Origin of the sequence: Streptomyces sp. Inha503 (assembly GCF_047215865.1) — a bacterium.
Taxonomy (GTDB): domain Bacteria; phylum Actinomycetota; class Actinomycetes; order Streptomycetales; family Streptomycetaceae; genus Streptomyces; species Streptomyces lycopersici.
In genome coordinates, this window is record NZ_CP178360.1 from 5,042,921 (window position 1) to 5,055,823 (window position 12,903).

At 70.0% G+C, this 12,903-nt stretch carries 10 protein-coding genes; 8 read left to right on the forward strand and 2 right to left on the reverse strand.

The features are described from left to right. Positions 1 to 5 precede the first annotated feature (5 nt). From ACJX2R_RS20575 to ACJX2R_RS20595, 5 genes are all read left to right on the forward strand, one after another. Positions 6 to 1,076: an ABC transporter permease gene (locus ACJX2R_RS20575; RefSeq protein ID WP_413101323.1), complete on the forward strand. Its 1,071-nt coding sequence runs from the start codon at positions 6 to 8 to the stop codon at positions 1,074 to 1,076. 5 nt (positions 1,077 to 1,081) lie between these two features. Next, positions 1,082 to 1,957: an ATP-binding cassette domain-containing protein gene (locus tag ACJX2R_RS20580; RefSeq protein ID WP_413101324.1), complete on the forward strand. Its 876-nt coding sequence runs from the start codon at positions 1,082 to 1,084 to the stop codon at positions 1,955 to 1,957. 171 nt (positions 1,958 to 2,128) lie between these two features. Continuing rightward, positions 2,129 to 3,049: a sugar phosphate isomerase/epimerase family protein gene (locus ACJX2R_RS20585; protein ID WP_262699654.1), complete on the forward strand. Its 921-nt coding sequence runs from the start codon at positions 2,129 to 2,131 to the stop codon at positions 3,047 to 3,049. 94 nt (positions 3,050 to 3,143) lie between these two features. Then, positions 3,144 to 4,163: a Gfo/Idh/MocA family protein gene (locus tag ACJX2R_RS20590; RefSeq protein ID WP_413101325.1), complete on the forward strand. Its 1,020-nt coding sequence runs from the start codon at positions 3,144 to 3,146 to the stop codon at positions 4,161 to 4,163. Between the two features lie 309 nt (positions 4,164 to 4,472). Continuing rightward, on the forward strand, positions 4,473 to 4,682 hold the full coding sequence (locus ACJX2R_RS20595; RefSeq protein ID WP_020871200.1) for a helix-turn-helix transcriptional regulator: 210 nt from the start codon (positions 4,473 to 4,475) through the stop codon (positions 4,680 to 4,682). 199 nt (positions 4,683 to 4,881) lie between these two features. On the opposite strand, the gene ACJX2R_RS20600 is transcribed toward ACJX2R_RS20595, so the two are convergent. After that, entirely contained in the window at positions 4,882 to 7,281 is a 2,400-nt protein-coding gene (locus ACJX2R_RS20600; protein ID WP_413101326.1) for an MMPL family transporter, read from the reverse strand. A 167-nt stretch (positions 7,282 to 7,448) separates the two neighbouring features. Between ACJX2R_RS20600 and ACJX2R_RS20605 the strand changes: the two genes are divergently transcribed. The 3 genes from ACJX2R_RS20605 (at position 7,449) to ACJX2R_RS20615 (ending at position 10,939) form a co-directional block, all read left to right on the forward strand. Continuing rightward, positions 7,449 to 8,108, forward strand: coding sequence for a TetR family transcriptional regulator (locus ACJX2R_RS20605; protein WP_413101327.1), 660 nt, complete (start codon positions 7,449 to 7,451; stop codon positions 8,106 to 8,108). A 209-nt stretch (positions 8,109 to 8,317) separates the two neighbouring features. Beyond that, on the forward strand, positions 8,318 to 8,542 hold the full coding sequence (locus tag ACJX2R_RS20610; RefSeq protein WP_413101328.1) for a heavy-metal-associated domain-containing protein: 225 nt from the start codon (positions 8,318 to 8,320) through the stop codon (positions 8,540 to 8,542). 87 nt (positions 8,543 to 8,629) lie between these two features. Next, positions 8,630 to 10,939, forward strand: a complete 2,310-nt coding sequence (locus ACJX2R_RS20615; RefSeq protein WP_413101329.1) for a heavy metal translocating P-type ATPase — start codon at positions 8,630 to 8,632, stop codon at positions 10,937 to 10,939. A 589-nt stretch (positions 10,940 to 11,528) separates the two neighbouring features. Here the strand turns inward: ACJX2R_RS20615 and ACJX2R_RS20620 are convergent. Next, a complete protein-coding gene (locus tag ACJX2R_RS20620; RefSeq protein WP_262699660.1) occupies positions 11,529 to 12,818 on the reverse strand; it encodes a citrate synthase in 1,290 nt (429 codons plus the stop codon). Between the last annotated feature and the right edge of the window lie 85 nt (positions 12,819 to 12,903).

Genomic DNA, 12,903 nt, shown 5'->3' on the forward strand with positions numbered 1-12,903 from the left:
CGGTCATGACCCATACCGCCACCCCCGCGGCGGCGACACCGCCCGCCTCCCCCGCGGTCCCGCCGAAGAGCCGCACCGCCGAGCGCTCGCTGGCCCGGCGGGCGCTGGCCCGGCCCGAGATCGGGGCGCTGGTCGCGGCCGTCGGCGTCTACCTCTTCTTCTTCGCCGTGGCCCCCACCTTCCGGCAGGCCGACTCCTTCGCCACCGTCCTCTACCAGGCGTCCACCATGGGCATCATGGCGCTGGCCGTCTCCCTGCTGATGATCGGCGGCGAGTTCGACCTGTCGGCCGGAGTCGCCGTCACCTCCTCGGCGCTGGCCGCGAGCATGCTCAGCTTCCAGCTCACCACCAATGTCTGGGTGGGTGTGCTCGTCGCCCTGCTGGTCTCGCTCACCGTGGGGCTGATCAACGGACTGCTGCTGATCAAGACCGGGCTGCCCAGCTTCCTGGTCAGCCTCGCCAGCTTCCTGATGCTCCAGGGCGCCAACCTGGCCATCACCAAGCTGCTGACCGGCAATGTCGCCACCGACTCCATCAGCGACATGGACGGCTTCGACCAGGCCAAGTCGGTCTTCGCCGCCGAGATCGACGTCTTGGGCGTCGATGTGAAGATCACCGTGCTGTGGTGGCTGCTCTTCGCCGCCATCGCCACCTGGGTGCTGCTGCGCACCAAGTTCGGCAACTGGATCTTCGCGGCCGGTGGCTCGAAGGAGAGCGCCCGGGCCGTGGGCGTCCCCGTGAACCTCACCAAGATCGCCCTCTTTATGACGGTGGGCTTCGCGGCCTGGTTCGTGGGCATGCATCTGCTCTTCGAGTACAACACCGTGCAGGCCGGCGAGGGCGTGGGCAACGAGTTCTACTACATCATCGCGGCCGTGATCGGCGGCTGCCTGCTCACCGGCGGCTATGGCTCCGCGATCGGCGCGGTCCTCGGCGCCTTCATCTTCGGCATGGTCAACCAGGGCATCGTCTACGCCAACTGGAACCCCGACTGGTTCAAGTTCTTCGTCGGCGTGATGCTGCTGCTCGCGACCCTCGTCAATCTGTGGGTGCGCCGTCAGGCCGCCAGGAGGTGATCGGAATGGCAACGAACATCACCAAGGACAGCGCCGCACAGGCTCCCGCACCGGACGAGGAGCCGGTGATCCGGCTGCGGGGCGTGGGCAAGCTCTACGGGAACATCCGCGCCCTGGAGGGCATCGACCTGGCCGTCCGGCCGGGCCGGGTGACCTGTGTACTCGGCGACAACGGCGCAGGCAAGTCCACCCTGATCAAGATCATCTCGGGGCTGCACCAGCATGACGAGGGCGAATACCTCGTGGACGGCAAGCCGGTGCGGCTGAACACCCCGCGCGACGCCCTGAACCTGGGCATCGCCACCGTCTACCAGGACCTGGCCACCGTGCCGCTGATGCCGGTGTGGCGGAACTTCTTCCTCGGCTCCGAGCTGACCCGCGGCCCCTGGCCGGTGCGGCGGCTGGACATCGAGCGGATGAAGCAGATCACCGGCGAGGAGCTGTCCGCCATGGGCATCCACCTCGACAACCTGGAGCAGCCCATCGGCACCCTCTCCGGCGGCCAGCGGCAGTCCGTGGCCATCGCACGGGCGGTCCACTTCGGCGCCCGGGTGCTGATCCTGGACGAACCGACCGCGGCGCTCGGCGTCAAGCAGTCCGGTGTGGTGCTCAAGTACATCGCGGCGGCGCGCGAGCGCGGGCTCGGCGTCATCTTCATCACCCACAACCCGCATCACGCCTATATGGTCGGCGACCACTTCGCGGTGCTCAGGCTCGGCGCCCTGGAGCTGAACGCGGCGCGCGAGGACGTCAGCCTCGAAGAGCTCACCAACCATATGGCCGGCGGTGCCGAACTGGCCGCGCTCAAGCATGAGCTGGCCCAGGTCCGCGGGGTCGATGTGGATGAGCTGCCGGAGGAGGTGACCGCCCCTTCCTCCTGACGGACACGGACACCACCTGACGGACGCCATCTTCCGACGTCTTTCCCTCCCCTTTCCCTGACAAGACGTCCGAATGTCCTGACGAAGCCTTGACGGCCGCCCGCCCGGCCGGTGAAGCTGCCCAAAACAGTACGACGCGGGCACCCCAGCACACCGAGGAGACCCTCTGCCATGACTGCCGACGCCTCCCCCGTACCCGCCCTGGACCGCATCCGGGTCGGCTCGGCCCCCGACTCCTGGGGGGTGTGGTTCCCCGACGACGATCAGCAGGTCCCCTGGCAGCGCTTCCTCGACGAGGTCACCGAGGCCGGTTACGAGTGGATCGAGCTGGGTCCGTACGGCTATCTGCCCACGGACCCGGCCCGGCTCACCGAGGAGACCGGCCGGCGCGGTCTCACGGTCTCCGCGGGCACCGTCTTCACCTCGCTGCACCGCGGCCCCGAGGTCTGGGACGCCACCTGGGAGCATGTCTCCCAGGTCGCCGAGCTGACCCGGGCGATGAACGCCAAGCACCTCGTGGTCATCCCCTCCTTCTGGCGGGACGACAAGACCGCCGAGCTGATCGAGCCCCCGAAGCTCACCGCGGAGCAGTGGCGCCATCTGTCCACCGGGATGGAGCGGCTCGGCCGTGAGGTACGGGAGCGCTTCGGGCTCGACATCGTCGTCCACCCGCATGCCGACACCCATATCGACACCGAGGAGAACGTGGCCCGCTTCCTGGACGCCACCGACGCGGACCTGGTCAACCTCTGCCTGGACACCGGCCACTACGCCTACTGCGGCGGCGACAGCGTCAAACTGATCGAGACCTACGGCGAGCGCATCGGCTATCTCCACCTCAAGCAGGTCGACCCGGAGATCCTCGCCGATGTGGTCAAGAACGAGGTGCCGTTCGGCCCCGCCGTCCAGCGCGGTGTGATGTGCGAACCGCCCAACGGCGTTCCGGAGCTGGGCCCGGTCCTGACCGCGGCCCAGAACCTGGATGTGGATCTGTTCGCCATCGTCGAGCAGGACATGTACCCCTGCCCGCCCGGCCAGCCCTTCCCCATCGCCGAGCGCACCCGGCGCTTCCTGCGCTCCTGCGGCGCCTGACCCCTCCCTTTCCGCCGGGCCTTCAACTCACACGGCCTTCACCCCATGGGCCTTCGAACCGTCCAGAGAGCAGAGAGAGAAGAGAGAGAAGTCTATGACCCAGCAGGGAACGCTCGGGGTCGCCGTCATCGGGACCGGCAAGATGGGCGCCGACCATGTCCGCCGCATCAACGACGTGATCAGCGGCGCCCGGGTGGCCGCCGTGGTCGACATCGACGAGGCGCGGGCCAAGGCGGTCGCCGACACCGCCGACGGCTGTCAGGCGTTCACCGACCCGGCTGCCGCGATGGCCGCGCCCGGCGTGGACGCGGTGCTGATCGCCTCGCCAGGGCCGGCGCACGAGGCCGCGCTGCTCAGCGCGTTCGAGCGCGATCTGCCGGTGCTGTGCGAGAAGCCGCTCACCCCGGACTCCGCGTCCGCGCTGCGGGTGCTGGAGGCCGAGCAGCGGCTGGGCCACCGCCGGGTGCAGGTGGGCTTCATGCGCCGCTACGACACCGAGTTCATGAAGCTCAAGGCGCTGCTGGCCGGGGGCGAGCTGGGCCGCACGCTGCTGCTGCACTGCCGCCACCGCAATGCCTCGGTGCACCCGTACTTCACCAACGAGATGATGATCACCGACTCGGTGGTGCACGAGATGGACCAGTCGCGCTGGCTGCTGGAGCAGGAGATCGCCGCGGTCACCGTGCTCAAGCCGACCCCCAGCTCGCTGTCGCCCGAGCCGCTCAGCGACCCCCAGCTGGTGGTCTTCGAGACAACCGGCGGGGCGATCGTCAATGTGGAGATCTTCGCCACCTGCGGCTTCGGCTACCAGGTACAGGCGGAGGCGGTGTGCGAGCGGGGCACCGCCCGTGTCGGCGACGCCCACGGGATGCTGGTCAACCGGCCCGGCACCTGGGGCGGGGAGATCGCCCCCGACTTCGTGGCCCGCTTCGAGGAGGCGTACGACCGCGAGGTGCAGAGCTGGGTCAACGCCACCCGGCGCGGGGAGGTCGAGGGCCCCAGCGCCTGGGACGGCTATGCCGCGACCGCCGTCAGCGAGGCGGGGATCCGGGCCCAGGCCACGGGCCGGCGCACCGCCGTCGAGATGATCGAGCGCCCCGCCTTCTACAGCTGACGCCCGTCTCCAACGGACACCCCCCTTCAGCTGACGCCCCGTCTCCATCTGACGCCCAGCGGGCCGGCCGTGACCTCACGGCCGGCCCGCTGTGGTCATGGCGTCCGAGTCCCGTCCGGTGCGTCACCCGTGCGTCACAGCGGTCACATCTCCACACGTCTCCGTCACAGGTGTTCAACAGCCCCAGGCCGCCCTTCACTCAGCGTCGTTGACCGGGCACAGGCTGATGGAATGTGAGCAGGCGCGCCGTGGCTCCCCCGACGGCCCCACCGGGCCGTGACCGCGACGCCCTGCGGAAGGGCATAAGAGATGACCGACCGGAGGCTGTGGTCGTACAAGGAGATCGCCGCGCATATCGGTGTGCAGACCGACACCGTACGGTCCTATCGCAAGCACGGTCTGCTGCCGCCCCCCGATCACGTGGAGGGCGGCAAGCCGTATTGGTACGCGGATACGATCCGCTCCTGGGTGGTCCGCAGACCCGGCAACCGCCGCGCCCGACGTGATGGCAAGGACTAGTGGTGCGGTATTCGCGTGAGCCACTAAGCGGCCTCGCTGAAGCCCGGTGCGGTTCGGGTGCGCCCCGAAGGGGCGCGGGGCTGTGTCGATGTGCGGCTCCGCCGCGGCTGTGTCGATATGCGGCTCCGCCGCGTGGGCGACCGGCCACGACGCAGCCGCGGATGAACGACCGCACCTCGCGGCACTTCCCGCGGAGCGCTCAGCGGCCCGTACTCACCCGGTCCCACGCCCTCTCCGCCTCTCCCCGAACCCCGCCCTCACCGTGCGGTCCGTCCTCACCGTGAGACCCGCCTTCACCGTGAGACCCGCCTTCGCCGCGAGGCCCGCGCTTGCCGCCGCACCGCCGACCGTCGGCCTCGCTGCCCGTGGCGGCATGCGTGGATTCGCCCTCGCTCAGCCCGAACCGGGTGTGCAGCCGGCGCAGCGGGCCCGGGGCCCACCAGGTGGCCCGGCCGGTCAGCTTCATCACCGCCGGCACCAGCAGCCCACGCACCACCATCGCGTCCATCAGCACGGCCAGGGCGATACCCAGCCCCAGCATCTTGGTGTTGGTGACCCGCGAGGTGCCGATGCCCACCATCACCACGGCGAGGATCAGCGCCGCCGCCGTGATCAGGCCGCCGGTGCGCCGCAGCCCGAACTCCACCGCCGCCTGATGGTCCCCGGTGCGGTCGTACTCCTCCTTGATCCGGGAGAGCAGGAAGACCCCGTAGTCCATGGAGAGCCCGAAGGCGACGCAGAACATCAGGACGGGCAGGGTGGTCTCGATATCGCCGGAGGTGGTGAAGGAGAGCGGACCGGACAGATGCCCGTCCTGGAAGACCCACACCACCGCGCCGAACATCGCGGTCAGACTGAGCGCGTTGAGCAGCACGGCCTGAATCGGTATCAGCACGCTTCCGGTGAGCAGGAAGACCAGCAGCAGGGTGACGGCGACGATGATGGCCGCGGCCCAGGGCAGCCGGTCGGCTATGGAGTCCTTGGTGTCCACCAGGACGGCGGCGGTGCCGGTCGCCGAGGTGGTGAACGGCGGCTCCTGGGCGCGGATCGTCCGCACCAGATCCTGGCTGGCGGTGTCCACGGCCTCGCCCTTGGGCTGCACGGTGATCTCCGCCGAGCCATCGGACAGCCGCGCCGCCTCCGCCGGCCCCGGCTCGGCCACCCGCCGCCCATCGGCGAACCGGCCCGCCGGGCTGTCCACCCGAAGCACCTGGGGGAGTGCGGAGATCTTGGCGCTGTAGTCGGCGAGGGCCTTGGTACTCCCGGTGCCGCCGCCCTCGGCGAGGACCTCCACCGCGCCCCCGGGACCGCCGGGGAACCCCTCCCGGATGTGCTGCTGCACCACATGGGACTCGGCGCTCGACGGCAGCTGGCGGTCGTCCGCGGTGCCGAACTCCACCCTCAGGAACGGCAGTCCCAGCGCGACCAGACCGGCGACGGTGGCCAGCGCGAACACCGGGGCGCGCCGCATCACCAGCCGCGCGAGCCGCGCCCAGCCCGCTCCGGGCTCCCCGCCGCGGGCCGGGCGGCCGCGGCGCAGCAGCCGGGTGAGATCCAGTGCGTTGACCCGGTCGCCCAGGAGGATGAGCGCCGCGGGCAGGACCACCAGGGCCGCGGTGGCGGCGATCAGCACCACCGCGATCCCCGCATAGGCGAAGGAACGCAGGAAGTACTGCGGGAAGACCAGCATGGCGGCGAGCGAGGCGGCGACGGTCAGCGCGGAGAAGAGCACGGTGCGCCCGGCGGTGCGCAGTGTGGCCGCGACGGCGGGCAGCTTCTCCGCGCCCCGCCCCAGCTCCTCGCGGAAGCGGCGCACGATGAACAGGGCGTAGTCGATGGCGAGTCCGAGGCCGAGCGCGGTGGTCAGGTTCTGCGCGAAGACCGAGACATCGGTGAATTCGGTGAGCCCGCGCAGCACCGCGTCGGTGCCGAGGATCGCGATGATGCCGACGCCGAGCGGCAGCAGGGCGGCCACGGCGCTGCCGAAGACCATCACGAGCAGCACCAGGGTGATGGGCAGGGCGATCATCTCGGCCCGCAGCAGATCCTCCTGGATGGTGGACTGCAACTCATGGCGGACCGCGACCATCCCGCCGACCCGCACCTCGACCGGTCCATGGGCGCCCCGGTAGTGCGGCGCTATGCGCTCCAGCGCCTTGCCCGCGGCCGACTCATCGCCCAGGATCCGCGCGGCGATGATCGCCTCGCCCCGGTCCCGGGCGCGAAGCGAGGGCGCTCCGGTGGCCCAGTACGAGGTGACCCCGGTGACCGCCTTCTCGTCCGAGAGCTTCTTGGCCAGTGACCGGGCCTCGGCGGCGACGGCCGGATCGTCCACGGTCTTCTTACCGCTGTCGACGAGCAGGATCAGATTGGGCTGGGAGGCGGGGAAGCGCTTCTCGAGCGCCTTGGTGGCATACGCGGACTCGGACGCGGGGTCCTCCCAGCCGCCGCTTCCCATCCGGTCGGCGACCCCACTCCCGGCTACGACGGCCAGCGCGGTGAAGATCAAAGCGATCAGCAGGGACAGCCGAGGACGCGCCGTGACCAGGCGGGTCCACCCTCCGATCCGGTCTTCGGGTGGGCGGTTGACATCGGTCATGGCGCGGTGTCCCCTTCACCTGTGCCCCATGCCGCCACCAAATGTCCATAGGCGGCACGGGTCGCTGATTACCATGGGCGGTAAACACGAGCCACCGCTCGCGTTTCTCAAGAATGCGAGCGGGCGCTCGTGTTTGTCAATCGAACACGGAGAGCCGGGGAAAACAGGTGAGCGAGAGCAAGGCGGACCAGCCCGACGAGACGGCGAGGCCACGCCGCAGACAGGCGCGCGGCGAGCGCCGGATCCAGCAGCTGCTCGACGCCGCCGCCAGCGTCTTCTGCCGCACCGGCTACACCTCCGCGAGCACCAACGCCATCGCCCGCGAGGCCGGGGTCTCCCCCGGCACGCTGTACCAGTTCTTCCCGAACAAAGAGGCCATCGCCGTCGAGCTCGGCGAGCGCCTCAACCGCCGGATGCTGGAGACCCACGGGGTGGTCTTCACCTTCGAGAACACCGCGCTACCCCTGCGCGAACTGCTCGACGCGGTCCTCGATCCGATGATCGAGTTCAACTGCGCGAATCCCGCCTTCTGGACGCTGCTCCAGTCCTCCGACGCCCCGGGCCACTTCCTCGAGGAGCACGCCGCCCTGCACGACTCGATCCAGACCCGCATCAGCGAGCTGATCGGCGTCCGCAACCCCGGCCTCTCCCCCGAGCGCCGCACCCACACCGCGAACATGGCGTTCGCCCTGTTCAAGGCCGGACTGGGGCTGATCCTCGGCCATGAGGGCGCGGAGCGGGAGGCGTACGTAGCGGAGTTGAAGACCGCCCTGTACGGCTATCTCGCCCCGGTGCTCGGCACCGAGGGAGTCCCCGCCCAGCCCTGACCCCCGCACCACACCTCGTCACCCGCCCCTCCCCCGCCCCGGGCCGCGGAGGGGTGCGCGCGGGCGCGCGGCACCTGTCACCGACCGGCGCACCACCGACTTCCATCCATACCCCCTAGGGGTATAGAGTGGAGATTGCCAGGAACCGCTGAGACATTCCGGCGCCTCCTGCGCACCGACCGTCACGCTCACCCACACAGGAGAACCCCATGAGCTCCGAGGCAGTCACCACCGTCTACAAGGTGACCGGAATGACCTGCGGCCACTGCGAAGGCGCCGTCACCGAGGAGATCGGCGCCCTCGACGGCGTCACCTCCGTCAAGGCCGTGGCGTCCACCGGCCAGGTCACCGTGGTCTCGGCCGCCCCGCTGGACGACGAGAGCGTCCGCGCCGCCGTGGACGAGGCGGGCTACGAGCTCGACGGCCGGGCCTGAGCGAGCCCCCACCAAACCCCCGCCGGACCGTGCCGCCCTGCTCATACAGTCGCCGTACGGCCCGGCCCTCCTCCCAGGAGACCAGACATGACCAGCACGGCACCCCCCACCGGGCCCGCCGCCGACACCACGGCGACGACCGGCGGGCCCTCGCAGGTCGAGCTCGCCATCGGCGGGATGACCTGTGCGTCCTGCGCCGCCCGTGTCGAGAAGAAGCTCAACCGCCTCGACGGCGTCACCGCCACGGTGAACTACGCCACCGAGAAGGCCAAGGTGTCCTACGGCGAAGGGATCGAGGTCGCCGACCTGATCGCCACCGTCGTCAAAACCGGGTACACCGCCGAGGAACCGCGCCCCACCGTGCCCGAGCCGCGCGCCCCCGAGGACGCCGCCGCACCGGAGGCCGACCCGCGCGGCGACGCCGCGCCGGACTCCCTGCGCCACCGCATGCTCGTCTCCGTCGCGCTGTCCCTGCCCGTCGTGGTGCTGGCGATGGTGCCGTCCCTCCAGTTCGACAACTGGCAGTGGCTCTCGCTCACCCTCGCCGCGCCGGTCGTCGTCTGGGGCGGCGTGCCCTTCCACAAGGCCGCCTGGACGAACGCCCGGCACGGCGCGGCCACCATGGACACCCTCGTCTCCATCGGCACCCTGGCGGCCCTCGGCTGGTCCGTGTGGGCGCTGTTCTTCGGCCACGCGGGCATGCCCGGTATGCGGCACGGCTTCGACCTCACCGTATCCCGCACCGACGGATCGTCCTCGATCTACCTGGAGGCGGCGGCCGGAGTGACCGCGCTGATCCTCCTCGGCCGCCATCTGGAGGCGAAGTCCAAGCGGCGGGCGGGCGCGGCGCTGCGCGCCCTGCTGGAGCTCGGCGCCAAGGACGTGGCCGTGCTCCGCGGAGGCCGGGAGGTACGGATTCCCGTCGGCGAGCTGGCCGTCGGCGACCGCTTCGTGGTGCGCCCCGGCGAGAAGATCGCCACCGACGGCACCGTGGTCGAGGGCTCCTCCGCCGTGGACGCCTCGATGCTGACCGGCGAGTCGGTTCCGGTGGACGTGGGGGTCGGCGACGCGGTGGCGGGCGCGACCGTCAACGCGTCGGGCCGGATCGTGGTCGAGGCCACCCGGGTCGGCGCGGACACCCAGCTGTCCCGCATGGCCAAGCTGGTCGAGGACGCGCAGAACGGCAAGGCAGAGGTGCAGCGGCTCGCCGACCGGGTCTCGGGGATCTTCGTACCGATCGTGCTGCTGATCGCCGTCGGCACCCTGCTGGGCTGGCTGCTCACCACGGGCGACACGGCCGCCGCCTTCACCGCGGCCGTCGCCGTCCTGATCATCGCCTGCCCCTGCGCCCTGGGCCTGGCCACCCCGACCGCGCTCATGGTCGGCACCGGCCGCGGCGCCCAGCTGGGCATCCTGATCAAGGGACCCGAGGTGCTGGAGTCCACGCGCCGGGTGGACACCGTCGTGCTGGACAAGACCGGCACGGTGACGGCCGGGCAGATGCGGCTGCGCGGGGCCGTCACGGCGCCCGGCGTGGACGAGCGCGAGCTGCTACGGCTCGCGGGCGCCCTGGAGCACGCCTCCGAGCACCCGATCGCGCGGGCCGTCGCGGACGGCGCGGCCGAGCGGATCGGCGACCTCCCGGCGCCCGCGGACTTCCGCTCCGAGCCCGGCCTCGGCGTCCAGGGCACGGTGGACGGCCACGCGGTGCTGGTCGGCCGCGAGAAGCTGCTGGGCGCCTGGGCCATCGAGCTGCCCGAAGACCTCGCGGCCGCCAAGGCGGCGGCCGAGTCGGAGGGGCAGACGGCGGTCGCGGTGGCCTGGGACGGCGAGGCGCGCGGCGTCCTCCTGGTGGCCGACGCCGTCAAGGAGACCAGCGCCGAGGCGGTCGCCCAGCTGCGGGCGCTCGGCCTCACCCCGATCCTGCTGACCGGCGACAACCGGCTGGTCGCCGAGGCGGTGGCCCGCGAGGTCGGCATCGACGACGTCATCGCCGAGGTGCTGCCCCAGGAGAAGGTGGACGTGGTGAAGCGGCTGCGGGACGAGGGCCGTACGGTCGCCATGGTGGGCGACGGAATCAACGACGCGGCCGCCCTCGCCACCGCCGACCTGGGGCTCGCGATGGGCACGGGCACGGACGCGGCCATCGAGTCCGGGGATCTGACCCTGGTCCGGGGCGATCTGCGGGTGGCGGCGGACGCGATCCGGCTGGCGCGCAGGACCCTCGGCACCATCAAGGGCAATCTCTTCTGGGCCTTCGGCTACAACGTCGCCGCGCTGCCGCTCGCGGCGGCCGGACTGCTGAACCCGATGATCGCGGGAGCCGCGATGGCGTTCTCATCCGTGTTCGTGGTGACGAACAGTCTGCGACTGCGGACCTTCACAGCATCCACATAGATTCACCAAGTCCCCATAAGCCGCACAACACCCATACGGCGGAGCCTTGATCTTCAAATCGAGGCTCTTGCCCTTTTATGGCCCTTATGGCAAGAGACGCAGATCACAGGCAACCCAACGTAACCATTGCGGGGGGTCGCGAGTCTAATGGGACGGTGGGGATACGTCTTGGGGGACGGATCCCGCTACGCGTAGCCGGGACGACGTACTCGGGGAGCTTTGAGCGGCCCTCCCGTAGGTACGCGTCCCGGCAGATCGCGTCACCATACGGCCCGCAAGGGCCCGTGGACACCCGGCCGGATCCCGTGGGGGGAATCCGCTCCGGGGCAAGGGAAGCGCCCCGCTCCGACCCGTGGGGGGATCGGCAGCGGGGCGCTTCTCGCACCTTCTTTTTTTGAGGCTCGGTTCGCCTCCGGGGCGCTTCAGTCTCCCCCAGCTACCGCTGGGAGGTGCCCCCGGCCGGAAGACCCAAGGCCGGATACGACTGAGGTGCCCGGCCCTCTCAGAGGGGCGCCCGGCTGGGGCCAAGCACCCACATACGCGAAGTGCCCCCGGCCCAAGCAGGACGGGGGCACCGGAGAAGTGAGGGTCAGCGCTCCTCGACCGGGACGAAGTCGCGCTCCACCACACCCGTGTAGATCTGGCGGGGGCGGCCGATGCGGGAGCCCGGCTCTTTGATCATCTCGTGCCACTGGGCGATCCAGCCCGGCAGCCGGCCGAGCGCGAACAGCACGGTGAACATCTCGGTCGGGAAGCCCATCGCCCGGTAGATCAGACCGGTGTAGAAGTCCACGTTCGGGTAGAGCTTGCGCTCCACGAAGTAGTCGTCCGCGAGCGCGTGCTCCTCCAGCTTGAGCGCGATGTCAAGCAGCTCGTCGGACTTGCCGAGCGCGGAGAGGACATCGTGCGCCGCCGACTTGATGATCTTCGCCCGGGGGTCGAAGTTCTTGTAGACGCGGTGCCCGAAGCCCATGAGCTTCACGCCGTCTTCCTTGTTCTTCACCTTGCGGATGAAGGTGTCGACGTCGCCGCCCGAAGCCTGGATGCCCTCGAGCATCTCCAGCACGGACTGGTTGGCGCCGCCGTGCAGGGGGCCCCACAGGGCGTTGATGCCCGCCGAGATGGAGGCGAACATATTGGCCTGCGAGGAACCGACCAGCCGGACCGTGGAGGTCGAACAGTTCTGCTCGTGGTCGGCGTGCAGAATCAGCAGCTTGTCGAGCGCGGAGACCACGGTCGGGTCGAGGTCGTACTCCTGCGCGGGGACCGAGAAGGTCATCCGGAGGAAGTTCTCGACATAGCCGAGGTCATTGCGCGGGTAGACAAAGGGGTGGCCGACCGACTTCTTGTACGCATAAGCGGCAATGGTCGGCAGCTTGGCCAGCAGCCGGGTCGTCGAGAGGTTGCGCTGCTTCTCGTCGAAGGGGTTGTGGCTGTCCTGGTAGAAGGTCGACAGCGCGCTGACCACGGAGGACAGCATCGCCATCGGATGGGCGTCACGCGGGAAACCGTCGTAGAACCGCTTGACGTCCTCGTGCAACAGCGTGTGGCGGGTGATGTCCTCACGGAAGGCCGCCAGTTCATCGACGGTCGGCAGCTCCCCGTTGATCAGCAGGAAGGCGGTCTCCAGGAAGGAGGCGCGCTCCGCCAGCTGCTCGATGGGGTAGCCGCGATAGCGCAGGATGCCCTGCTCACCGTCCAGGTAGGTGATCGCGGATTTGTACGCGGCGGTGTTGCCGTAACCGGAGTCCAGGGTCACCAGACCGGTCTGGGCGCGCAGCTTGCCGATATCGAAGCCCTTGTCGCCGACGGTGCTGTCGACCACCGGGTAGGCGTACTCGCCGTCCCCGTACCGCAGTACTACAGAGTTGTCGCTCACGTCATCCCTCACCGACGTCTGGTTCTCTTCTTCGAGGTGCCCTGACTCCCCCCACCTTCCCCTACTCGGGTAGCGAACGTGCACT

What these genes read in the sequence shown, in the direction of transcription:
- ACJX2R_RS20590 (WP_413101325.1), top strand. Translation starts at nt 3,144, where the DNA reads ATGACCCAGCAGGGAACGCTCGGGGTCGCCGTCATCGGGACCGGCAAG.
- ACJX2R_RS20600 (WP_413101326.1), bottom strand. Translation starts at nt 7,281, where the DNA reads ATGACCGATGTCAACCGCCCACCCGAAGACCGGATCGGAGGGTGGACC.
- ACJX2R_RS20580 (WP_413101324.1), top strand. Translation starts at nt 1,082, where the DNA reads ATGGCAACGAACATCACCAAGGACAGCGCCGCACAGGCTCCCGCACCG.
- ACJX2R_RS20615 (WP_413101329.1), top strand. Translation starts at nt 8,630, where the DNA reads ATGACCAGCACGGCACCCCCCACCGGGCCCGCCGCCGACACCACGGCG.
- ACJX2R_RS20595 (WP_020871200.1), top strand. Translation starts at nt 4,473, where the DNA reads ATGACCGACCGGAGGCTGTGGTCGTACAAGGAGATCGCCGCGCATATC.
- ACJX2R_RS20610 (WP_413101328.1), top strand. Translation starts at nt 8,318, where the DNA reads ATGAGCTCCGAGGCAGTCACCACCGTCTACAAGGTGACCGGAATGACC.
- ACJX2R_RS20585 (WP_262699654.1), top strand. Translation starts at nt 2,129, where the DNA reads ATGACTGCCGACGCCTCCCCCGTACCCGCCCTGGACCGCATCCGGGTC.
- ACJX2R_RS20575 (WP_413101323.1), top strand. Translation starts at nt 6, where the DNA reads ATGACCCATACCGCCACCCCCGCGGCGGCGACACCGCCCGCCTCCCCC.